This is a genomic window from Campylobacter sp. LMG 7929, from assembly GCF_024723595.1.
Lineage (GTDB): Bacteria > Campylobacterota > Campylobacteria > Campylobacterales > Campylobacteraceae > Campylobacter_D.
This window is the reverse complement of the sequence record NZ_JANQCY010000013.1, coordinates 1-22,926: the sequence shown is the minus strand read 5'-3', so window position 1 is coordinate 22,926 and position 22,926 is coordinate 1. Positions and strand designations below refer to the sequence as shown.

Annotated in this window: 20 protein-coding genes; 7 read left to right on the top strand and 13 right to left on the bottom strand. The window is 29.4% G+C overall.

What is annotated here, in order from left to right; all coding sequences use genetic code 11:
- Positions 1–3: 3 nt before the first annotated feature.
- Positions 4–342: a hypothetical protein gene (locus tag CAMP5118_RS06785; protein WP_257404661.1), complete on the bottom strand. Its 339-nt coding sequence runs from the start codon at positions 340–342 to the stop codon at positions 4–6.
- Between the two features lie 126 nt (positions 343–468).
- Between CAMP5118_RS06785 and typA the strand changes: the two genes are divergently transcribed.
- On the top strand, positions 469–2,277 hold the full coding sequence (gene typA, locus CAMP5118_RS06780) for a translational GTPase TypA (RefSeq protein WP_039629177.1): 1,809 nt from the start codon (positions 469–471) through the stop codon (positions 2,275–2,277).
- Positions 2,277–2,909 carry a poly(A) polymerase gene (locus tag CAMP5118_RS06775; protein WP_337216928.1) on the top strand — a complete coding sequence of 211 codons (633 nt, stop codon included), beginning with the start codon at positions 2,277–2,279 and terminating at the stop codon, positions 2,907–2,909. The genes typA and CAMP5118_RS06775 overlap by 1 nt, the downstream gene beginning before the upstream one ends.
- An 11-nt stretch (positions 2,910–2,920) precedes the next feature.
- On the opposite strand, the gene CAMP5118_RS06770 is transcribed toward CAMP5118_RS06775, so the two are convergent.
- The 10 genes from CAMP5118_RS06770 to CAMP5118_RS06725 all read right to left on the bottom strand — a co-directional run bounded on the left by CAMP5118_RS06770 (position 2,921) and on the right by CAMP5118_RS06725 (position 10,068).
- A complete protein-coding gene (locus CAMP5118_RS06770) occupies positions 2,921–3,661 on the bottom strand; it encodes a carbonic anhydrase family protein (RefSeq protein WP_337216927.1) in 741 nt (246 codons plus the stop codon).
- 102 nt (positions 3,662–3,763) lie between these two features.
- Positions 3,764–4,393: a protein-L-isoaspartate(D-aspartate) O-methyltransferase gene (locus CAMP5118_RS06765; protein ID WP_263664091.1), complete on the bottom strand. Its 630-nt coding sequence runs from the start codon at positions 4,391–4,393 to the stop codon at positions 3,764–3,766.
- 90 nt (positions 4,394–4,483) lie between these two features.
- Positions 4,484–6,001 (bottom strand): disulfide bond formation protein DsbI, encoded by a 1,518-nt coding sequence (gene dsbI, locus CAMP5118_RS06760; protein WP_337216926.1) that lies wholly within the window; start codon positions 5,999–6,001, stop codon positions 4,484–4,486.
- A gap of 10 nt (positions 6,002–6,011) precedes the next feature.
- Positions 6,012–6,179: a disulfide bond formation protein Dba gene (gene dba, locus CAMP5118_RS06755; RefSeq protein ID WP_039619427.1), complete on the bottom strand. Its 168-nt coding sequence runs from the start codon at positions 6,177–6,179 to the stop codon at positions 6,012–6,014.
- 124 nt (positions 6,180–6,303) lie between these two features.
- On the bottom strand, positions 6,304–7,326 hold the full coding sequence (locus CAMP5118_RS06750) for a ribonucleotide-diphosphate reductase subunit beta (protein ID WP_263664043.1): 1,023 nt from the start codon (positions 7,324–7,326) through the stop codon (positions 6,304–6,306).
- Entirely contained in the window at positions 7,323–7,739 is a 417-nt protein-coding gene (locus tag CAMP5118_RS06745; protein WP_263664044.1) for an RDD family protein, read from the bottom strand. The genes CAMP5118_RS06750 and CAMP5118_RS06745 overlap by 4 nt, the downstream gene beginning before the upstream one ends.
- Positions 7,739–8,347 (bottom strand): orotate phosphoribosyltransferase, encoded by a 609-nt coding sequence (gene pyrE, locus CAMP5118_RS06740; RefSeq protein WP_263679562.1) that lies wholly within the window; start codon positions 8,345–8,347, stop codon positions 7,739–7,741. Before pyrE ends, CAMP5118_RS06745 begins: the two co-directional genes overlap by 1 nt.
- 2 nt (positions 8,348–8,349) lie before the next feature.
- Positions 8,350–8,907: a ribosome recycling factor gene (gene frr, locus CAMP5118_RS06735; RefSeq protein WP_039668941.1), complete on the bottom strand. Its 558-nt coding sequence runs from the start codon at positions 8,905–8,907 to the stop codon at positions 8,350–8,352.
- A gap of 12 nt (positions 8,908–8,919) precedes the next feature.
- On the bottom strand, positions 8,920–9,264 hold the full coding sequence (secG, locus tag CAMP5118_RS06730; protein WP_012662194.1) for a preprotein translocase subunit SecG: 345 nt from the start codon (positions 9,262–9,264) through the stop codon (positions 8,920–8,922).
- A 102-nt stretch (positions 9,265–9,366) separates the two neighbouring features.
- The gene (locus CAMP5118_RS06725) at positions 9,367–10,068 is read right to left on the bottom strand and encodes a Bax inhibitor-1/YccA family protein (protein WP_039619421.1); all 702 of its coding nucleotides are present in this window, start codon (positions 10,066–10,068) and stop codon (positions 9,367–9,369) included.
- A 160-nt stretch (positions 10,069–10,228) separates the two neighbouring features.
- Here CAMP5118_RS06725 and CAMP5118_RS06720 point away from each other — a divergent pair, with 160 nt between their 5' ends.
- Together CAMP5118_RS06720 and CAMP5118_RS06715 are read left to right on the top strand one after the other, a co-directional pair.
- The gene (locus CAMP5118_RS06720) at positions 10,229–10,867 is read left to right on the top strand and encodes a carbonic anhydrase (RefSeq protein WP_263679564.1); all 639 of its coding nucleotides are present in this window, start codon (positions 10,229–10,231) and stop codon (positions 10,865–10,867) included.
- Positions 10,864–12,735 (top strand): mechanosensitive ion channel family protein, encoded by a 1,872-nt coding sequence (locus CAMP5118_RS06715; RefSeq protein ID WP_337216925.1) that lies wholly within the window; start codon positions 10,864–10,866, stop codon positions 12,733–12,735. The genes CAMP5118_RS06720 and CAMP5118_RS06715 overlap by 4 nt, the downstream gene beginning before the upstream one ends.
- Here the strand turns inward: CAMP5118_RS06715 and CAMP5118_RS06710 are convergent.
- Positions 12,732–13,046, bottom strand: a complete 315-nt coding sequence (locus tag CAMP5118_RS06710) for a hypothetical protein (RefSeq protein ID WP_263679566.1) — start codon at positions 13,044–13,046, stop codon at positions 12,732–12,734. The two genes, CAMP5118_RS06715 and CAMP5118_RS06710, sit on opposite strands and share 4 nt — an antisense overlap.
- A gap of 31 nt (positions 13,047–13,077) precedes the next feature.
- Complete coding sequence (locus CAMP5118_RS06705) at positions 13,078–13,440, bottom strand: hypothetical protein (RefSeq protein ID WP_263664050.1); 363 nt, start codon at positions 13,438–13,440, stop codon at positions 13,078–13,080.
- A 100-nt stretch (positions 13,441–13,540) separates the two neighbouring features.
- On the opposite strand from CAMP5118_RS06705, the gene CAMP5118_RS06700 reads away from it, so the two are divergent.
- The 3 genes from CAMP5118_RS06700 to CAMP5118_RS06690 all read left to right on the top strand — a co-directional run.
- Positions 13,541–18,826: an alpha-2-macroglobulin family protein gene (locus CAMP5118_RS06700; RefSeq protein ID WP_337216924.1), complete on the top strand. Its 5,286-nt coding sequence runs from the start codon at positions 13,541–13,543 to the stop codon at positions 18,824–18,826.
- Positions 18,823–21,027: a penicillin-binding protein 1C gene (gene pbpC, locus CAMP5118_RS06695; RefSeq protein ID WP_337216923.1), complete on the top strand. Its 2,205-nt coding sequence runs from the start codon at positions 18,823–18,825 to the stop codon at positions 21,025–21,027. Before CAMP5118_RS06700 ends, pbpC begins: the two co-directional genes overlap by 4 nt.
- A gap of 178 nt (positions 21,028–21,205) precedes the next feature.
- A partial coding sequence (locus CAMP5118_RS06690; protein WP_337216922.1) for a PDC sensor domain-containing protein occupies positions 21,206–22,926 on the top strand: 1,721 nt, incomplete at its 3' end.

Genomic DNA, 22,926 nt, shown 5'->3' with positions numbered 1-22,926 from the left:
TAATTAACCTACTAAAAAATTATTTTTTGCTAAATTTGGAAATAAATTTTGCAATTGCGCTGCACAATCAAGTTTTAAATTTTCATGAGAAAGATTAAAGTTTTTAAATATTACTAGTAATTCTTCTATATTTTTAGCATTTAAAACTGCATTTTCATTATGAGCATCATCCAAAATTTCACTTACTTTACTTGAAAGTTTTGCATAGTTTAGTTCTTTTTCTTCATTTGAATTTACAACTTCTAAATAATTTAAAAGTTCCATAAAATGCTTACTATTTAAAACTGAAGTTCCTTGTTTTTCTAAGTTAGCGTTAAAGATTTGAGTTCCTAGATTTGACATATTTTTCTCCTTAAAAATAATTCTTACCCAAACAAAAGCAACAAGTGTTCCAATTTAGCAATCTTAATTTTTAAGCAATTTTTTTATATAATATTAGATTTTAAATTTAAGACTTTGGAGAAAAATTTGGACAATATTAGAAATATAGCTGTTATAGCTCACGTTGACCATGGAAAAACAACAATGGTAGATGAGCTTTTAAAACAATCAGGAACCTTTAGTGAACGCGAGCAAATAGCAGAGCGTGTGATGGATAGTAATGATATAGAAAAAGAAAGAGGTATTACTATACTTTCTAAAAATACTGCTATTAATTATAAAGGCACTAAAATAAACATCATAGACACTCCAGGCCATGCTGATTTTGGTGGTGAAGTTGAGCGTGTATTAAAAATGGTTGATGGGGTTTTGCTTTTAGTTGATGCGCAAGAAGGGGTTATGCCTCAAACTAAATTTGTGGTAAAAAAGGCTTTATCTTTAGGGCTTAAACCTATCGTTGTTATCAATAAAATCGACAAACCAGCTGCTGATCCTGAAAGAGTAATTAATGAAATTTTTGATCTTTTTGTGGCTTTAGAAGCAAATGATGAACAACTTGATTTTGCTGTAGTTTATGCAGCTGCTAAAAATGGTTATGCAAAGCTTGCACTTGAAGATGAAAGCACTAATATGGAGCCATTGTTTAAGACTATACTTGAGCGCGTACCTGCTCCAAGCGGTAGCGATGAAAACCCTTTACAGCTTCAAGTTTTTACTCTAGGTTATGATAATTTCGTTGGTAAAATAGGCATTGCAAGAATTTTTAATGGTAAAGTAAAGAAAAATCAAAATGTAATGCTTGCTAAGGCAGATGGTTCTAAAATCAATGGAAGAATTTCAAAACTTATTGGTTTTATGGGTCTAGAAAAAATGGACATCGAGGAAGCAGGGACAGGCGATATTGTAGCGATTGCAGGTTTTGAAGCTTTAGATGTGGGAGATAGTGTGGTAGATCCAAACAATCCTATGCCGCTTGATCCTTTACATATAGAAGAACCAACTTTAAGCATAGTATTTTCGGTAAATGATGGTCCTTTAGCAGGTACTGAAGGCAAGCATGTAACTTCAAATAAAATCGCAGAACGTCTAGAAGCTGAGATGAAAACTAATATTGCTATGAAATATGAAAGCACAGGTGAGGGTAAATTTAAAGTAAGCGGAAGAGGTGAACTGCAAATAACTATCTTGGCTGAAAATATGCGTAGAGAAGGTTTTGAGTTTTGTATGGGAAGACCTGAAGTTATCGTTAAGGTAGAAGATGGAGTTAAAACAGAACCATTTGAGCATTTAGTGATTGATGTGCCTGATGATTTTACTGGGGTTGTGATTGAAAAATTAGGTAAAAGAAAAGCTGAAATGAAAACTATGACACCAACTGGAGATGGTCAAACAAGACTTGAGTTCGAAATTCCTGCGCGTGGGCTTATAGGATTTAGATCACAATTTTTAACAGATACTAAAGGCGAGGGTGTGATGAATCATAGCTTTTTAGAGTTTCGTCCATTTAGCGGAGCAGTTGAAAAAAGAAATAATGGTGCGTTAATTTCTATGGAAAATGGTGTTGCACTAGGATATTCTTTATTTAATTTACAAGATAGAGGGGTATTATTTATTGATCCTCAAACAAAAGTATATACAGGTATGATTATAGGCGAGCATTCACGTCCAAATGATTTAGACGTTAATCCTATTAAAGGTAAAAATTTAACGAATGTTAGAGCAAGTGGAAGTGATGATGCGATTAAGCTTGTACCACCTAGAAAATTAAGCCTTGAAAGAGCGTTAGAATGGATAGAAGAAGATGAGCTTGTAGAGGTTACTCCACAAAATATTAGAGTTAGAAAAAGATATCTTGATCCTACTCAAAGAAAAAGAATGGAAAAGGCTAAGTCTTAATGGATTTTGAAGCCGTAAGGCAAGCTTTAAATAAAAGACTCAAAGCTTTGCAAATTTTAGCATTTGCTGAAGCTTTGGTTATATTTTTTCTTGCTTTTCAATTTAGCAAAGATGTGATTATAGCTTTGTTTTTTGCTGTTTTAGCAGGAGTTTTGTTTTTTAGAATTTTAGGAAGAAAGCTTATGTGGGGACGCAATGAGCTTGTATTTAAAATGTGTGAAGAATTTTTAAAGCAAAACAATGCTAAATTTGATAAGCAAGGCTTTTATCAGAAAGATTTTGAAAAAATTGCTTTTGATTTTTCTTTAAAAACTTATCATTCTCAAAATTCTTTTATTTTTGATGATTTTATTCTTTATGATGTGAAATTTAAAGATGAATTTGGGAATTTCTTTTGTGGAGTTTTGCTTTATAGTAAGAAATTAAAAGAAGATATCAACTCAAATGAAAGTATTTTTGAAAAAGTAAAGGATAAAGAATTTTCCACACAAAGAGTTTTGAAAAAAGATGATTATTTGCTCATAGCTAGTTTGAAAAATCCTTTTTTTGCTGATTTAAAAATTTCAAGTGAGTTAAATTTTAAACTTTTTAGAGCTAATTTAGAAAAAATTCAAGCTTTTATGCATGATTAAGTTTAGCTTACTTAATCATTTTGTTCTAAATTATTAATTTCTTGTATTTTTAAATTCTCATTTTTTCCTATTAAATTTTGTATGGTTTGGATTTGCTCTTTAGAGGCATAACTTATATCTTTTAAAACTATCCAAGTGATTTTTTGATTACAAGGCTTGTTGAGTTTATTTTTAAAGATATAAAAAGATTGAAGGTCATTTGGCAATAACTCATTAGCACTTAAGCCTTGAACATAAAGTTTATCGCCTTCTTTTTTAGGAAAAGCACGGATGATTTTTTTAATAAAAGGATTTTCCGCGCCTTCTTGTAAAAACAGTACAACTACTGCTATATCGCCTTTTTGACTTACGTGACTAAAATGAATTTCTAAAGGATATGATTTTTTATTAATAGAAATTTTTGATGGACTATGGAAGTGAAAATGAGATAAATTATAGGCTGTATTATCTAGCATGATATGGCTTCCATTGCTTGCAAAATGCATTTTTATGGTATAACCATCATTTATTAAGCCAAAAGAATCGTTTGAATAGTTAAATTCTAAAGAATGATTTTTGCTTGTAGTTTTTTTGCTGTTTATATTAATAAAATATTGATTTAACCCACTTTCACAATAAATCCAGTTTTTATCTAAATTTTTCCATTTTTCTTTGTCTATAAAATTTCCGTGTGAGGCATTTTGAGGCATTTGCTCATAGGCAAAAAGCATGCTAGTGGTAAATAAACCAAAAAAGTATTTTTTTAAACTCATAATATTCCTTTTTAATATAATTATAAAAAAATATCCCCTATAAAAAGCTTATGTTTAAAAATAATTATATTAAAATTAAATATTTACCTAAAATTAGTAGGATTATTCTTTACCATCTTTGATGGGTACAAAAAGACATTCATCTAAAACTTCTTTACTAATCTCGCCATCTTTTTTTGTAAATTTAGTGATAAATTGTTGATTTCCTATGAGTAAAGGAGCTACTAAAATTCCATTGTTTTCAAGTTGATCAAACAATACATTTGGAATATGCTCTATATAAGCTGAGAGTAAAATTCTATCATAAGGTGCATAATTTTTCCAACCATTTTGTCCATCATCAAATTTTACATGGATATTAGCATAGTTTAGTTTTTTAAATTTTTCTATAGCGCTAATTGCAAGTTTTTCAATGCGCTCTATGGTAAAAACTCTTCTAATGAGTTTGCTTAAAATCGCAGCTTGATACCCGCTACCACAACCTATTTCTAAAACACTATCAGCATCTTTAAAATCAAGCGCCATAGTCATTTTAGCTACGGTTAAAGGCGAGCTTATCCATTGATTACCCATTAAAGGAAGTGCATCAAGTCTATAAGCATGCATTTTTAAAGGTGAAAAAATTTCTCTTGGAGTGGAACAAAAAGCTTCAAATAATTCTTCATTGATGAAAGTATTTTTGCGAATTTCTTCTGCCATAGTTTGACATTGTTTTTGTTCAAATATATGAATCAATAAGCACCCCTTGATAAAAAGTGTTATTTTATCTTAAATTTTATTTATCTAGCTTTAAAATCCTTAAGGCGTAAAAACGCCTTAAGATTAATCAAGTGTATAAAGGATGTTCGATCCATCTTGATAAGATAAGATGTGCATTTTGCCATCTTTAAAGAATAAACTTCTTGCATTAGTTATATTTTCTGGATAAGAAATAGTTTTTACAACTTCTTCTTTGTCTAGATCAATTACAGCAATAACATTATGCTTTTTGCTTAATGCATAAATTTTACCATCTTTAAATGCCATTGAAGTTACATAAAGATCACCTAGTGTTTTCCCTTCCTTTAGATCAGCTTTAGGAGTAAATTCAGCTGAAAGAACTCTATCTGCTAAAGAAATTTTAGAAATTACAAAAGTTTTAGCGTCTTTATTGTTTGGAACAGTTGCTGTATACATATATTTTCCATCGGTAGTTGTGCTTAAGATGTGATGGAATTTAGCTCTAACTGTATCAATTCTACCACGACCAAGATCTTTGCCTTGACCTTCGAAATTATTTGCCCCTTTCATAAAATCAGCATATTGTAAAGCCTCATTTGCATTAGGATTTTGAGCAAATCTTAAGAAAGTTTTATTAGAACCCATTAAGATGTATTTATTGTCTAGATAAGGGATAATTCCTACGATAGGGTTGATTGTAGCTGAAAAATATGGATCTAAAACAAAATCAACTTTAGTGCTAAAATTATTATCTAGGAAAAATACTTCCCATTTTGAACTTGCAACATATTCTCCATTGATATAATCAAGTGTATTGATAGCTTTAGGAAAATCAATTTTTGTTTTATTTGTTATTTTTAGATTTTCATCAATACTTGCAAATGGAGCATTGCTAATATTATTATCAAATTGAATACCTAGTTTTTCACTAGCAGGCGCAAAAGCAAAGTCAGGTTCTTTAACATCGCGTTTTCCTAAGAAAGAAATGCTTTTCCAGCTTTTGCTCCAACCTGAATCATCCCAAATGATGTATTTTGGATTTAAACTAAAACGAACCGGATCGCCTTGTCCGCTATATGGAACAGGACCAGTGCTTACAAAAGCTTGGAATACATTTGAAGCTACGATAAAAGCAACAATAACCATAGCAGCTAGATTAAATTTAGTTAATTTTCTAAAGCTAGATCCTTCCATTTCTTTTTCAAAAGAACCAAATTTTGGAGCAAAGGCAAAAATAACACCAAGTAGTAAAACTACAGCCCAAAATACCACTTCAGCCCAAAAATAAGTATGTAAACCAAAAATAGGTAAACCAAAACCTTGATCAAGATCACGGTGTGCATGGCCGCTTATATGATTAAATGATTGCCATAAACCAAAAGCTGTTGCGATTAAAAGGAAAGCTAAAAATTTACCTTTCATACCATAACGTACAACAAATAAAGCCGCTACGCCGATGAAAATCATTGATTCTCTTTGACCCCAGCAAGAAGTACAAGGGCTATCACCTAGCATATAGCCAAAGATTAAATTCGCAATTCCAACAGGCAATAAAATAACCAAAAAGCCTGCTAAGCACATTAAAAAGTAAAAGAATTTAGTTTTGTTAATATCACACATATTTGCCACCTTATAGATTCATTAGGCCTAAGATTGCGCCTGATTTACGACCTAAATAGTCAAATACCATAATAGCCCATGAAATTACAAGTATAGAAAAAGCTAATTTTTCTTTTTCTGGTTTAACTATCATGAGGACTATGGCGATAAAGATTAATAAAAGTTCTAAAAACTCCATCATTTCCCCTTTGAAATAAAATAAAAACCGCCGATTTTACTATATTAGAATAAATAAAAATAAAATATTAAACTGAAAAAGAGATTTGATTTAAAAAGTATAAAAAAATGAGTAGTTTTGAGACTTAGAAGTCATCAAAACTTAAGCTTCCTTTGGAGTAATTTGTAACCTTGCTTTCAAAGAAATTGCTCTTTTGATCATTAAATTTAGAAAAATCATCTACCCATTTAATAGGATGTTTTGCATTATAGATTTTATCAAGATTAATTGCAATTAGTCTTTGATCAACAAGATAATGAATATATTCTTCTATAATATCATCTGTAAAACCCATGATTTGATTTTGAGTGATGTATTTACCCCATTTAATTTCAAGTTCACCTGCTTTTTTAAACATATCATAGATTTTATTTACATTGGTATCATTAAACAAATCAGGTCTTTCTTTGCGCACAGAATTAATCATATTTTGAAATAATAGCAAATGTGTAATCTCATCTCTTTGTATAAAGCGTATCATTTGTGCTGATCCTAGCATTTTCCCTGCGCGTGCTAAAGCATAAATAGCAGTAAAACCACTATAAAAATATACTCCTTCTAAGATTTGATTTGCTACCATTGCAAGTAATAGTTTGTTATCATCTACTTCGCCAGCTAATTCTTCATAAATGCTTGAAATGAAATCATTTTTTTCTCTTAAAGTTTCATCATGTTTTTCCATTTCATAAATTAAGTCTGTATTTTCACAGATTGCTTCAACCATTACTGCATAAGATTTTGAGTGATTTGCTTCTTCATAAGCTTGTCTTGCTAAAACTGCATTGATTTCAGGTGCTGTGATGTAAGGATTGATATTATCAGCAAGGTTGTTTGTTTGAAAACTATCCATTGAGATAAGTTGAGACCAAACTAAATCATACATTCTTTTTTCTGCTACGGTTAGATTACAGCGATAATCAAGTGCATCTTTGGTTGTATCTACTTCTTTTGGAAACCAAGTATTTGCCTCCATTAAATCCCAAAGCTTTAAAGCCCAAGTGTATTTTGCTTTAGTAAAATTTAAAATCCCATGAGGATTACCATTAAATACTTTTCTATCATTTAAAGTTTCATTTGATTTTGGATTATAAATTCTTTTTCTATTCATTTTTCTACCTTTGTGACAATAACACTTTGGCTTAAAATATCATGCAAAGCCAAAGTATCTTTTCTTAAAAAACTTACCAAAAACCCAATCAATAAACCAAAACTTACGATAAAAATTATATAGCGCAAGAGTATTCTAAAAAAATTAAGTTTTTGGCCATTTTTAAGATCAATTAAATATAAATCATAAGCTTTAAGTCCAGGACTTTGAGCTTTTTTTGCTAAAAATAAGGCCTGTATAAGCCCAAAAAGCAAAGAACATAAAAAAATTATAAGTTGATTGTTTAAAAAGGCTTCTTTAGAGCCAAGTGTAAAATAAAATAAATATAAAACAGGCACATAAAGCAAAAATAGATCAATCAAAAAAGCTTTAAATCTTAAAAAGCGAGTAGCTATTTTTGCTTTAGTTTTCATTAGTTTCCACGACTACCAGGTTTGATAGCTTTGGTGCCTTTTTCACAAAGTGGACAAGCATTTGCTTCATAAATATCAAATTCGAAATTTCCTAGTGCAAAAAGTGGTAAATTTTCAGGCAGTTTTGCATTTTCTTTTCTAGGGTTGTTTAAATTTTTTACCGCACAAAAACCACGATTTGCTAAAGCTGCAAAACCTACTACTTCCCCACCTAAGCTTTCGATGATTTTTGCACTCTCAAGCGCAGAACCACCTGTTGTAATAATATCTTCACAAACGATAAATTTTTCGCCTTTTTTTACTTCAAAACCACGTCTAAGACTCATCACTCCTTCTACGCGCTCAGTGAAAATAAAGCGTTTATTGCAAGCTCTAGCAAGCTCATAACCTGCTAAAATTCCACCCAAGGCAGGAGAACAAATGCTATCAAATTCAATGTTAAAACTAGCAATAACTTTTGCAAGCTCTTCACAAAGCTCACCTGCTAGTTTTGGATTTTCTAAAACTTTAGCACTTTGAAGGTAAAACTCAGAGTGTTTCCCTGAGCTAAGCAAGAAATGCCCTTGTAGGTATGCCCCACAATCTTTATAAGTTTGTTCCAAGTTCATTATCAAACCTTTAAAAGTTCTGCTTCTTTATTTTTAACTAATTCATCTACTTTTGCTGTGTAATTATCAGTTTGTTTTTGAACCTCATCATAAGCTTTTTTGGCTTCATCTTCTGAAATTGCTTTATCTTTTTCTAGTTTTTTAACCGCATCATTTGCGTCTTTTCTAATGTTTCTAATGGCTACTTTAGCCTTTTCTCCCATAGCTTTGGCATTTTTGGCATTTTCTTCTCTTTGTTCTCTTGTCATAGGTGGAAAGAATAATTTCACACTTTCACCATCATTGTTTGGATTTACTCCTATATTTGCTGCAGCTATGGCACTTTCTATAGCTTTTAGCATTGATTTTTCCCAAGGAGTAATGCTTATGGTTGAAGCATCGGTTGCTAAAACTGTTGCTACTTGATTAAGTGGGGTTGCACTACCATAATAATCAACATGAATATGATCAAGTATGTTGATATTTACTTTACCAGTTCTTATAGTGGTAAAATCTTTTTTTAAGGCCTCTAAACTTTTATCTGATTGTTGTTTTTGCTTGGTATAAATTTCATTTAGCATGGTTTATCCTTTTTATTTGCTAGTGTTACTTTCGCTAATTGGGGCACTTGGTGCAACTGGAATGTTAGTTGTATTTGTCTCAGGTGCTTTTGGTAAAATTTGTTCTGCTTTTTCAGCAAGTGAGTTAGAGTTAGCATTATTATACATATAGCTAAGGGCAATTGTATTAGCAATAAGTAAAACACCCATTACAAAAGTAAATTTAGCCAAAAATCCCGCAGGACCTTTTGCTCCAAATAAACTTTCATTGCTTCCACTATAAGCTCCAAGTCCTATGCTTGAACTTTTTTGTAATAAAACTGCAATACAAATAATCACAACAATTGCAAATTGCAAAATAATTAAAAGAGTAGTCATGAATTTTCCTTATTGAAAATAAAATGAGTATTTTAACTTAAAAAGTTTGATAAAAACTTGAAAGAGGTAAAGAAAATTTGCGAGAAAAAATCTCGCGAATTTTTATCTGCTATTAAAGCTTCTTAAAATATTAAGAAGAGAGATGAAAAGGTTGATAAAATCAAGATAAAGAGCAACTGCGCCTTCGATTGGTGTTTCATAGTTTCCTCTAATGATGTTTTGAGTATCATAAAGGATGTAAAAAGAAAATAAAATCGCACCAATACCAGAAATAGCTAAACTCACAAGTGAGCTTTGGAAAAATAGATTAATTAAAGAAGCCACTACGATAACGATTAAAGCTATAAAAAGCATTTTTCCCATCATAGTAAAATCTCTTTTTGTATTCATAGCAAATACACTTAAAGCACCAAAAGCTACTGTTGTTAAAGCAAAAGCTTGAGCGATGATACTAGCCCCTGCAGGAAGTGCTAAAACTGAATATAAAAGTGGTGTTAAAGTAAGCCCTGAAACAAAAGTAAAGGCAAAAAGTAAAATTAAATTAAGCGGAGCTTCTCTTTTTTTCCATTGTAATGCAAACAATAAACCAATTTCAACAATAAATAAAATCCAAAAAGTTGCTTGAGATTGTGCAAATAAATGCGCTAGGGCAAAAATTCCTATGTAAGCGCCCGCTGTTGCAGCTAATAATGAAGCAGCAAAAAGCTGATAAGTTTGTTTTATAAAAATGCTTAAATCACTTCTAGCATAACCTTCAAATTCTTGAGTTTTAGAGTTAGAATAATCTCTATCATAAAGACTCATTAAAATCCTCCAATAATTTTTAAAACCAAAATTTACAAAAAAAAGATAAATGAAAGATTAAAACTACATAAAAATATAACAAAAAATAAATTTATTGATTTGGTTTAAGTAAAAATAATTTTAGTATAATGTCTTGTTAAAATACAAAAAAGGACTATTCTTGAAAGACTTGATCGATGGTGCTTTAAAATTTATGCAAGAAGATTTTAAAGAGCATGCAGAGCTTTTTGAAAGTTTAAAAAACAAACAAAATCCTCATACGCTTTTTATAGGTTGTGCTGATTCAAGAGTGATACCAAACTTAATCACTAATACAGGTCCAGGCGAGCTTTTTGTTGTAAGAAATATAGGCAATATCGTTCCACCTTATAGAGTCGGGGATGATTTTTTAGCAACTACTTCAGCTATTGAATATGCTTTTAATTCTTTACATATAAAAAATATTATAGTTTGCGGTCATAGTAATTGCGGAGGCTGCGCGGCTTTATATGCAAACGAAAATGATTTAAAAAATATGCCTAATGTCAAAAAATGGCTTACTTTGCTTGAGCCTATAAAAAATAAGGTTTTAAAGATTGCAGGTAGTGATTTAGCTATGCGTTCTTGGATGACTGAAAAAATGAATTTGGTAAATTCTTTGCAAAATTTATTAACTTATCCAGGCGTTGAAGAAGCTTTAAATAAAAAAGAAATTGAACTCCATGCTTGGTATTACATCATAGAAACGGGTGAAATTTATGAGTATGATTTTAATTTTGAAAATTTTGTTTTAATTCAAGAGAGGGTGAGAAAATCATGAAAAAGATTTTTAGTATTATTTTGTTTTTTTTATTTGTTAATGCTTTATATGCACAAGAAAAAAACGCTTTAGAGGATAAAAATAGTATTTTTGCCCTAGTGCAAAACTATATAGAACTAAATTTACTTTTAGAAAGCTTTAAAAATAGCGATACAAATAGCAGTGAATTTCAAGATAATATTAAAGAAATAGAAAAACAAAAAGCTGCAATTTTAACTACTTTACCTTTAAAAATGGTATCTCAAAAAATTGATGATAAAGAGGCGAAAGACTTTTTGCAAACTAAAAATGCTTTGCAAAAAAGTGTTGAAAATGCTCAAGCTAAGAAAAGATATTATGATTACGTGGATAATAAAATTAAACTTTTAAATTTAACCTCTGCAGAACATTTTTACCTATGTATCTTTGAATTAGAAAAAGTTTTTATCGAAGGAGCACAAAGTAAGACTATAAGAAGCATTATTGATAAAAGTATTGATTCGCTCAAAGAAGATATGGTTTTTAATTTTACCTTAGATAAAGAAAAAATTAATGATATTACTCAGCTTAGAACCTTAGAAATCAATGAAAATAATTTAAGAAATGCTATTAAATCTTATAATGAAATTTTAGTTTATCTAAGAAACAATGCAAGCTTGCTTGAAACTAACTTTTTATTTACAGGTTTGGGTTTGCAAAATGCGATTAATTATATTAATAAACAAACTTCTATTAGTAGCGTAAATCTTGGAAAAATAGTCATTTCTATCGCTGTAATTGTCTTTTTTTATTCTTTGAAATTTTATCTAGCAAAGATTTTATATTTTATACTTATACGCTTATTTGGAAAAAATTCAGCTAATATGGAGATAAAAACTCATTTTCTAGAAAAACTTCAAGGGCCGGTAGGTTGGTTTTTATTTGCTTATGCTATAGGAATTTGTTTTACTATTTTTTACTATCCTGCGCCTGTTGATATAAGAATTAGCAATATTTTATCTATTGCTTATGTTATTTTAACTGCTTGGCTTGTGATAAATATCTTTGATAGTTATGGCATGGTGATTGTTGCAAAGCTTGCTGAAAAAAGTGGTAAGCGTGAAGTGGTTAATTTAATCATTAAAATTTTATATTTTATCATTATAGTAATAGCTGTTTTATTTGTTTTAGCGCACTTAGGATTTAATATTTCAGCATTAATTGCATCTTTAGGTATTGGTGGTTTGGCGGTGGCATTAGCAGCTAAGGATATTATCGCAAATTTCTTTGCTTCTGTGCTTTTACTTTTTGATAATAGTTTTAATCAAGGCGATTGGGTGGAAATTTCAGGTATAGAAGGAACCATAGTAGAAATTGGACTTAGAAAAACCACCATTAGAACTTTTGATAATTCTTTAGTATTTTTACCAAACTCAACCATCATGGGAACAAATATAAAAAATTGGAGTAAAAGAAAAATAGGACGCCATGTAAAATTATTTATCGGTGTCACTTATGATGCAAGACCTGAGCAACTTGAACAATGTGTAGAAGATATAAGATATTTATTAGCTACTAGTCCTTTGATAGCCCAAGTTGATGATAGCGCGTTAAATCATGGTGGAACACGCGCTAGATACAGACAAAATTTAGTTTCAGTAAATGACTTAGAAGGGTATAAAAATAACACTTATGTGGCTGTGAGTGGTTTTGGTGCAAGTTCTATTGATATAGAAGTATATTTTTATACCAAAGCAGTAGATGCAGGTGGTTTTAGAGAGGCAAGACAAAGTATTCTGCTTGAGTTAATGAAAATTGTTGAAAGAAATAAACTCAGCTTTGCTTTTCCTTCGCAAAGTCTTTATATAGAAAAAATCAATAAAGAAGACAAAGAAGAGCTATTATCTTAATAAGCTCTTCTTTGATTATCGCATTCAACTATAATTTTTTCAGCGATGATAATACTTCCATTTTTACTGCCTTTAATTTTAACAAGGCTTCCTTTTTTTAAATCTTGTACATTAGCTTGTTTTTTATTGCTTCCAAAAATTCCACAACCATAAACATCAATACGTGTTTGAGGTAAAATTGTGATGATTAAATTATTATCAAAACTTGTTTGAATGCTTATTGTGTGAGCTGTGGTATTTTTTAAGATGCCTTGAACTTTATAAGCAAATGCAAAAGTGCTAATGCAAACTAGTATAAGAAAAAAACGCATTAAAATAACTCCTTTTTAGGAGTTATTTTGCTTAATAAGCTCTTTTTTTGCATTCGATTTTGATTTCTTTAGCAGTTATATTTTGAACTTGATTCGGTGTTTGTGGATTTGGTGTTGTTTGAGCATAGCCATGGAAAACTTCAGCTTCTATAAAAGTTCCTACTTTTAAATCTCTAAAAGTGCCGTATTTATCCATACCAAAAATACCACAATCATCCATATCAATTTCAGTATTTGGTAGAATTTTTACATTCATTTTTTGACCGTAAGTGGTGTCAATTAAAATGGTTTTTGCACCATCATTTACATCTACTATTACTCCATAAATTCCATCTGCATAAGCAAGACTTGAAAGACCTAAAACTGTTAATAATGTAGCGATTTTCTTTTTCATTTTTTCTCCTTTATTTTTTATGCAAGAATTATATAATTTTTTGAGTGAAGCAAGAGTGAATTTAGATATAATTTAAAAAATTTACTAAAATGAGGTATTTATGAGAGGGTTTTTACATTGTTTTTTTGCATTTTTGCTTGCAAGTTTATTGTTTGCTTGTTCTAAAAATGAAGATAAAAGCTCTGCTATAAGAGCTTATGGTTTTAATGAAAACACGCAAAGTATTTTTATAGAGTTTAATACTAATATTATTAATCAAGAAATAGGCGTTATAAAAGAAAGAGAAATTATTGTTAATAATCAAAAGACAAAAGTAAAATATGAGCTTGAAACACCCACAAGATTAAATATTTTTACAGCTTTAAAAGCAAATCAAGCATATGATATTTTTATAGATTTAAATGATATTTTAGCAAATGAAAAAGTGCAATTAAAAGTCCAAACTCCTTTTGAAAAACTAGATATTAAAGGATATTTTCAAAATATTTCAAATGATGAGAGTGTATTGCTTTTAAATATTCAAAGTTTTTATACTCTTAATAAAGATGAATTGTTAAAAGCTATTAAAATTACTGCACAAGAAAAAGAAATTCAAATAGATAAAATCATCATCCAAGGTGATATAGCAAGTATATATTCTAAAGCACTAAGTATCAAAAATACTAATACTAATGTAAAAGTAGTTTTTGATAAAGAAATTTTAGGTTTAGAGAAAAATATAGATTTAGAGTATATTTTGCTTGCAAAGAGCGAATTTGTTTTTCAAAATGCAAATATAGTTAATAAAAACATAGAATTGCTTTTTTCTCAAAATATTTCACAAGATCAGAATTTAAAAGAATTGATTTTTATTACCCCAGAAGTAGATTTTAAGGCATTAGCTTTTGGAAATAAAATCAAGCTTACAGGTAATTTTTCCCCAAATAAAACTTATGAAATTCAACTTGCTCAAGGGATTAAAAGTGCTGATGGAATTAGTACAAAAGAAAATTATAAAACTCAAGTAAGTTTAAAAGACTATGAGCCTGCTATAAGTTTTACAAATCAAGGGGTATTTTTATCTAGCAAAGCGAGTAAAAAAATAGCTTTTAAGAGTATGAATGTTAAAAAAGTTCGTTTGGAAGTTCATCAAGTATTTTCAAATAACTTAAGTGAATATTTAAGATATAAAAATCTTCAAGGTGCTAAAAATTTAAGTGATTATGATAGTGATATTTTTTCAGAGAGTGATTATACTAGTGAAATAGTGTTAAAAAAAGATTTTGATATAAAAAATACCAAAAATCAGTGGCAAGAAAATGAAATAGTATTAGATGGTTTAAAAGATTTAAGCGGTGTGTTTATAGTCAAGCTTTATTTTAAAGAAGAAGATGTTGATTATGTTTTTGATGAGGGAATGGAGAGTTGGAAAAAATATAGATTTTTTAACCAAAAAGCAAAAGTAAGTAAGAACTTAATTTTTTCAGATATAGCTTTGATTGCTCAAAATTTAAATAAAAAGCTTTTTGTAGATGTGAGAGATTTTACCACGCAAAAGGCTTTAGGTGGGGTTAAGGTTGATGTTATTAGCAAAAGCAACCAAGTTTTAGCTTCTAAAATGAGTGATGATAATGGTTTGGCTGTTTTTGATGGTATTGATGAATCAAAAGCTTTATTTATCATTGCTTCAAAAGATAAACAAGCTTCTATTTTGCGCTTAAGTTCACCTTTATTATATGATGGTTTTGATGTAGATGGTTTTGATTTAACTTCTCAAAATAAAGTATTTATTTACACAGAAAGAGGGGTTCATAGATCAGGTGATGATATCCATTTAACTATGGTTGCAAGAAATGATAAAGGAGTTGTTAATCATCCTATATTTTTAAGTTTTTTTGATCCACGTAATAAAAAGCTTTTAGATAAAATCAAGCTTGAACCTTTGAGTAATGGAGCTTTTTATAAAAAGATTTCACTTGATCAACAAGCTTTAAGTGGAGTGTATTTAGCTAGGGTTGAATTTGCAAATACGATTTTTGATAAAGAAATTTTAGTACAAAATATAGTGCCAAATCGTATAAAAGTATCCATGCAAGCTCCAAAAAGTATAAAAGAAAATGAAAAATTAGATTTTAATATTAGCTCAAAATATCTTTTTGGAGCACCAGCAAGTAATTTGCAATATCAAGCTGATTTATTTGTAAGTAAAAAAGAATATAAAAATTCAAAATACCCAGAATATATTTTTTCAAATCCTAGTGTTTTGGTACAAAAATATCAAGATAATTTAAAAGGTATGTTAGATGAAAATGGCTTTACAAAGCAAGAATTTACTTTAAATGACTTTTTAAAAAATACCCCATATAATTTAGAAGCTAGCATAAGAGCTAGGGTTTTTGAAAAAGGTTCAAGATCGGTTGAAGCACTTGTAAATTCACAAGTAATATTGCATGAGTATTTTGTAGGTATTAAGCGTTTAAAAAATCACTATTTAAGCTCAGGTTCTATTATCAATTTTGAAGCCATTGTAAGTGATTTAGATGAGAATTTGATAGCAAATAGGGAGATTAAATATACTATTTATGCAAATGATTATTCTTGGTGGTGGGATTATGATAATTATGATGATTTTTTAAAATCACTCAAAAAAGATAAAAACACACAAATCATTACTCAAGGAAGTATTTTAAGCAAGGATAAACCGGTTAAAATAGAATTTGATCCAAAAGAATATCATGGTGAAATGTTCATAGAACTTGAAGATGTACAAAGTAAAACAAGCACAGGAGAGTTTTTTTATATTAGTAGTTTTGGTGCGCCAAGTAATGCTGATATAGTGAGTTCTTTAAAAATAAAAAGTGATAAAAAAGAATACAAGCCAAATGAAACAGCTTTTATAGAATTTGAAAGTGTTAAGGGTGCAAAAGCTATTGTTACTTTAAATGATAATGCAAAGGTTTTAAAACGCTTTGTGATAGATACACATGAAGATATTACAAAGGTTGAAATTCCTATTCTTAAAGAATATATGCCAAATGTTTATGTGAGCGTGATTTTACTTCAAGATTATGATCAATACACTAATGATAGAGCCTTAAGACTTTTTGGTGTGGTGCCTTTAAATGTAGTAGATGAGCAAAGTAAAATTGAACTTGATTTAAAAGTACCGGATAAAATCATGCCAAAACAAGATTTTGAAGTAGAAATTCAAAGTAAAAACAAGCAAAGTTATACTTATACTGTAGCTATTGTAGATGAGGGCTTGCTTGATGTGAATGCTTTTAAAACCCCAGATATTTGGGGGTATTTTTACCAAAAAACACGCTTTAACATGAGTATATATGATACCTATGATAAAATCATTGCTAAAAATATTTCTAATGCTTCCAAGGTATTAACTACGGGCGGTGATGTTTTCTTAGAAAGTAGAGCAAATAAAAGCAAAAATGATGAAAAAGCAAGACGCTTTAAACCTGTTGTATTGTTTCAAGAGCCAGTACAAAGTGATGAAAATGGTTATGCAAAATTAAAATTTAATATGCCATCATACTTAGGTTCGGTTAGAGTTATGGTAGTGGCAAACAACTTAGCAGGTTTTGGTAGTGCTTCTAAAGATATCCAAGTTAGCGCACCTGCTGTAATGCTTGAAACTTTGCCAAGGGCTTTAAGGCTTGATGATGAGTTTAAGTTTTTGGTGCAAGTATTTAAAGTAGATGATGATGTAAAAAATGCAAAACTTAAATTAAAAACAAAAAATTCACTCATAAATTTTGAAAAAGATGAAATTTTAATTGACTTTGGTCATGAAAAAAGCAAAGATATTTATGTTAATGCAAAAGTAAATTCAAACAAGCTTGGAGTAGAAGAAATAGAGTTAAGTTTAAATGCAAAAGATTACACCTATACTCAAAATACTCAAATTGACATAAAAGCGCTAAATACCATTACTTATGAGGGTAAATCTTTTAAAATTCCTGCAAATACTTCTATGGAGTTTAAAATCACACAAGATTATATTAATCCAGTGGCGTTTTTAAGTGTGAGTTCTAAGCCTATTTTAAATATAAATCATAGATTAAAATACTTGCAAAATTATCCTTATGGATGTATAGAACAAAGCACTTCAGCAGTTTTACCACAACTTTTTTTACAAAAACTTGATCAAGGAGCAAATGAGCAAAAAAATATTAACAATATCAATGCATTGTTAAGTAAATACGCAAATTTCCAAACTGCTAATGGTGGCTTTGCTTATTGGCAAGGACTTAAAGATTCTGATGCTTGGGGAAGTAATTATGCGGGTATGTTTATGATTTTGGCTAAAGAAAGAGGCTATTATGTGAGTGAGGGTATGTTTAAAGCATGGCTTGATTATCAAAAACGCTATGTTTTAAAAGCTCAAACAAATAAAGAAATTAGAATAAATTCTTTATATCTTTTAGCTTTAGCTAAAGAGCCAAATTTAAGTATAATGAATGCCATTTATGAAGATAGTACTTATTTGCAAAGCCTAAATAATGTAAGTCTTTGGCAACTTGGCGCAGCTTATAAATTAGCAGGTTTTGGTGAGGTAGCTTTAAATATAGCTAAAAATTTAAGCACAAAGCCTGATGGAAAAACTAATTATACTCACACCTATGGATCTTTTCTAAGAGATGAAGCTATTATTGCAAATGCGTATAAAATAATCTATGGTAAAGATAATGATGAATTATTAGATGATATTAAAAAAACTTTAGAAAGCCAAGCTTGGCTTAGTACTCAAAGCACAGGTTATGCTTTATATGCTTTGGCAAATAGTTTTAGTGATGAAAACTCTAAAACTATCAATGCAAGAGTAAAAATTAATGGTGAGGATAAAAAGCTCAATACGAGTTTTTCTAAATTTGAGTTTAATCAAGGCGGTGCTTTGATAGAAGCTAAAGAAGATACTTATGTACATTTTGGAGTAGAGGGTATTAAAAAAGGTATTGCCGAGCCTTTTGCGCAGTGTATGTATATAGAAAGAAGTTTTTATGATGAAAATGGAAATGAAATAGATGAAAGTGCTATAAAAAGTTCTCAAATTTTTTATATGAAATTAAAAATATCAAATAAAAATTATCCAGGCGCTTCTAATATAGCTTTAACTCAAATTTTACCAAGTGGATGGGAGATAGTGCATGATCTTTTAGATGATGAAACTCCTGATTTTGTGAAAAATTCTTATTATGATTTTGTCGATATAAGAGATGATAAAATCATGTATTTCTTTCCTTTGTATTCTGATGAATCAAGAGAATTTTTTGTGAAATTAAGTGCTGTTACTCCAGGTGTTTATACTTTGAGTGGAGCTTATGTTGAAGCAATGTATGATAATGCTTATAAAGCTTTAAGTGAGAGTAAAAGAGTCAAAGTAGTGCAGTGAAAATCAAAATAAGCCTTGCAATATGCTTTTTAAGCCTATGTTTTTACATAGGCTTAGTTTATTTTAGTTTTGATAACAAGGATTTATTTAAAGGCACTTATAGCAAGGTTTTACTTGATAAAAACAAAGAAATTCTTAGTGTATTTTTAGATGCTAATGAACAATGGCACTTAGAGAGTGATTTTATACCACAAAAATTAAAAAGTGCAGTTATTTTATATGAAGATAAAAATTTTTATTCTCATTATGGAGTAGATTTTTTAGCACTTATAAGAGCTTTTAAAAATAATCTTTTTTCAAGTAAAAGAAGTGGTGCAAGTACAATTTCTATGCAAACAATCAAACTTCTAGAGCAAAATAAACGTACATATTTTAATAAATTTAACGAAATCATCAAAGCTTTTGCTTTAGAAAGTGCTTATGAAAAAGATGAAATTCTAAAGTTTTATTTAAACAATGCCCCTTATGGAGGAAATTTAGTAGGTGTTGCAAGTGCGGGTTTGTTTTATTTTGAAAAAGATTTAAAAGATCTTACTTGGAGTGAAGCAGCCTTGCTTGCTGTGCTTCCTAATAATCCAGGTTTGATTAATCTTGAAAAAAACAAAGATAAGCTTTTAAAAAAACGCAATGTTTTGCTTGATAGGCTTTTTGAAAAGGGATATTTTTCTAAAGATATTTTAACTCTTGCAAAGGCTGAAAAACTTCCTAGTTTTAAAGCAAGAAAAAACTTAGCTCCGCATTTAGCACGTAGGCTTTTAGCGGATAAAGAAAAAATCATTTCTAGTATAGATAAAAAAATTCAAATCAAATTTGAAGAAAAAGCTAAGGAATATTCTTATAAATTAGAGCAAAAGGGTATAAAAAATTTAGCTATATTATTAGCAGATACCAAAACAAATAAAGTTTTAGCTTATGTAGGTTCTAATGATTTTTATGATTTTGTAAGTTTTGGTCAAGTTGATGGGGTTATTGCAAAGCGTAGTGTGGGTTCAACATTAAAACCTTTGCTTTTTGCTTTTGCTATAGATGAGGGGTTTATAGTGCCTGAATCTTTAATGCTTGATGCGCCTACATTTTTTTCTAATTTTGCCCCGCAAAATGCAAATAAAAAATATCATGGCTTTATTAGCGCAAAAGAATCTTTGCAAAAATCACTTAATATCCCTTTTGTAAGCTTGCTTGCAGAATATGGGTATGAGAAGTTTTTTTATAAACTCAAAGATATTTTAGATTTTGAAGATGAAAATTTTAAAAAATATGGACTTTCTTTGATTTTAGGTACAAAAGAATTTAGTTTAGAAGATATGGTAAAAATTTATCTAGGGCTTGGAAATTATGGAAACTTTAAAGAGCTTTTATATGAAGAAAATGCATTTACTAAAGAAGATAAAAAGCTTATTAGTGATGGAGCAAGTTTTTTAACCTTACAAACTTTAAAGGATTTAGATAGAGCAGGTTTAAGACAATATGATTTTAATACTATCATCTCCTGGAAAACAGGCACAAGTTATGGTAGAAAAGACGCTTGGGCTATAGGAACTTCTCCAAAATACACTTTAGGAGTATGGGTTGGAAATTTTAATGGCGAAGCAAATGCAAATTTATATGGTATGAGTATAGCAGGGGAATTGTTTTTTGAACTTTTAGCCTTGCTTGAGGGAGTTAATTTAGAATTTGAAAAGCCTAGTGATTTAGTTACTATCAAAATTGAAAATCAAACAGGGTATAGATATGATTATAAATTTGACTTTAAAGAAGTACTTTACCCACAAAGTGCAAATGTTTTAAGGACTTCACCATTTTTAAAAGAAGTTTTTATGTATAAAAACAAAGAAGTTGATTCTTTAGATGAAAATTTCATCCATGCAAAGAAAAAGATTATATTAAATTTACCTTCCCATGCACAAGCATTTTTTGTAGAAGAAAAGCAAAATTTACAAAATTCTAACCAAAATTTAAAAATTATTTATCCAATAAATAATCTTAATATCATTTTGCCAAAAGATTTAAAGAGTAAGCAAAAATTGTTAATTAAGCTTATAAATCCTAAAAAAGAAAAACTTTTTTGGTATTTAAATCAGGAATTTATTTTTGAAGGAAAAGAAGAAAGTTTATCTTTGGATTTAAAAAAAGGTAAATATACTCTTAATATTATTAGTGAAAATGGTCAAAGCGATTTTATAACTTTTAATATATTTTAAATAAAACTCATAAAAATCACTAAATAAAATTCATTCCCACTCCCCAATAATTATAGATATTTGTGCAATATAATTAAATATTTAATATTTTTTTATTTTAGTTAATATTTTTTTATTTTTATTTAATGATAAGTTTTTATAATTATAAAAATATTTTACTTTGTTTAAGGAGTACTTAATGTGGAAGCAATTAAAACTTAGTACAAAAGTTATCGCTATTGTAGTGTCAACTGTTGTTTTAATTTTGGCTAGTTTGTCTTTGTTGATTATACAAAAATCTACAAACACTTTAACTCAGCAGATTGACAAAACGCTTGTTACTTCAGTTTTTCGCTATACAAATTCTGCTGAAGCTGCTATAAAATCATTTTTTATTTCTGCTATTGGAACACAAAAAATCTTCAACACCTTGCTCGAAGAGGGTCCTATATCAGAAAAAAGAATAGAAAATATTCTTGGTGAGACTATAGATGCTAGCTCTACTATTGCTTATGGGTATTATTATTTAAAAGATGGGTCAACTTATAAAAATATGGGTTTAGATAATAAATACTTCACAAGTAAGAATGAATTTATGGTGTTAATGAAAGACTCAGATGTATTGAACCCTGGTGGTATGAAAACTGTACAAGCAAGTGAAGATTTATCGTCTTTAAGGGGTATTAAGCATATTATGGGTGGCGATAAATTATATTTTGGAGAACCAAGATGGTTTTATATTAATGGCGAAAAAATATTTGGTTCAAATATAGCCACACCACTTGTAGACAAACACGGAAAAGTTTTGGGTGTGCTTGGTATGATATTTGATATGAAAGTATTAGCTAATGATTTTAATGATCCTTCTAGATCTGTATATGAAGGCGATAGGAGAATATTATTATCTAATGGTGGTGTTATAGCTACACATCCAAATGCAGATTTTGTTACAAAAAACATAACCGATGTTAATAAAAATGCAAGTAATGTTATTGAGGTAATTCAAAAAGCACAAGTTACAAGTATTGATTATGTTGCAGATGATGGTTCGAAATATCATGGAGCAATAAGAGTTTTTGAAGTATGGCCTAATACAGGAATTTTATGGTCTATGCTTGCTGTTGCACCGAAAAAGGTTATTGATGCACCTATTGCTGAATTAAGAAATGTTATACTAATAAGTGGTTTAGTTGCTATAGTTATTATAATATTAGTTCTTGGAATTAGCATGAAAACTATAATAACAAATAGAATTGCAAGATTACAAGAACACATGATGAAATTCTTTAAATATTTAAATCATGAAATTTCAACAGTCGAGGTTGTGAAACCTAGATATAATGATGAAATTGGTAAAATGGCCGGTGTGATTAATGATAATGTTCAGTATATTCATACTTGTTTAGAAAAAGATGATATCACTGTGCAAAACATCTTAGAAGTTTCTTGTGAAATAGAAAAAGGATATTTCACTCAAAGGATAGAAGCAAATCCTGTAAATCCAAAACTTGTAGAATTAAAAGAAGTATTAAACAAAATGCTTGATGATATGCAAGAAAAAATCGGTAAAGATTTAAATGAAATAGAAAGAGTATTTGCAAGTTTTCAAAATCTTGATTTTTCAGATAAACTTGAAAATGCAGAAGGTGAGATAGAAAAATCACTTAATGCTGTAGGTGCAGAGATTAGAAAAATGCTTCAAGCTTCATTAAAACAAGGTGAAATGCTTCAAACTAAGGCTGATGCTTTAAAAGAGAGTGTTTTAAAACTTAATGATGGTGCGCAAAAACAAGCTGATTCTTTACAAGAAAGTGCAGCTGCAGTTGAAGAAATGAGTGCTTCTATGAATGCAGTAGCAGCAAGAACTGAAGAGGTTATTAAACAAAGTAGTGATATCAAAGATGTAACCGATGTTATTAG

Bases quoted from the DNA above. Each gene is read 5' to 3' on its own strand.
- dba (WP_039619427.1), bottom strand. From the start codon at position 6,179: ATGGAGTTTTTAGAACTTTTATTAATCTTTATCGCCATAGTCCTCATG.
- CAMP5118_RS06770 (WP_337216927.1), bottom strand. From the start codon at position 3,661: ATGAGTTTAAAAAAATACTTTTTTGGTTTATTTACCACTAGCATGCTT.
- CAMP5118_RS06785 (WP_257404661.1), bottom strand. From the start codon at position 342: ATGTCAAATCTAGGAACTCAAATCTTTAACGCTAACTTAGAAAAACAA.
- CAMP5118_RS06775 (WP_337216928.1), top strand. From the start codon at position 2,277: ATGGATTTTGAAGCCGTAAGGCAAGCTTTAAATAAAAGACTCAAAGCT.
- CAMP5118_RS06715 (WP_337216925.1), top strand. From the start codon at position 10,864: ATGAAAAAGATTTTTAGTATTATTTTGTTTTTTTTATTTGTTAATGCT.
- pyrE (WP_263679562.1), bottom strand. From the start codon at position 8,347: ATGAACTTGGAACAAACTTATAAAGATTGTGGGGCATACCTACAAGGG.
- CAMP5118_RS06745 (WP_263664044.1), bottom strand. From the start codon at position 7,739: ATGAAAACTAAAGCAAAAATAGCTACTCGCTTTTTAAGATTTAAAGCT.
- CAMP5118_RS06710 (WP_263679566.1), bottom strand. From the start codon at position 13,046: ATGCGTTTTTTTCTTATACTAGTTTGCATTAGCACTTTTGCATTTGCT.
- CAMP5118_RS06750 (WP_263664043.1), bottom strand. From the start codon at position 7,326: ATGAATAGAAAAAGAATTTATAATCCAAAATCAAATGAAACTTTAAAT.
- CAMP5118_RS06705 (WP_263664050.1), bottom strand. From the start codon at position 13,440: ATGAAAAAGAAAATCGCTACATTATTAACAGTTTTAGGTCTTTCAAGT.
- secG (WP_012662194.1), bottom strand. From the start codon at position 9,264: ATGACTACTCTTTTAATTATTTTGCAATTTGCAATTGTTGTGATTATT.
- frr (WP_039668941.1), bottom strand. From the start codon at position 8,907: ATGCTAAATGAAATTTATACCAAGCAAAAACAACAATCAGATAAAAGT.
- dsbI (WP_337216926.1), bottom strand. From the start codon at position 6,001: ATGTGTGATATTAACAAAACTAAATTCTTTTACTTTTTAATGTGCTTA.
- CAMP5118_RS06725 (WP_039619421.1), bottom strand. From the start codon at position 10,068: ATGAGTCTTTATGATAGAGATTATTCTAACTCTAAAACTCAAGAATTT.
- CAMP5118_RS06700 (WP_337216924.1), top strand. From the start codon at position 13,541: ATGAGAGGGTTTTTACATTGTTTTTTTGCATTTTTGCTTGCAAGTTTA.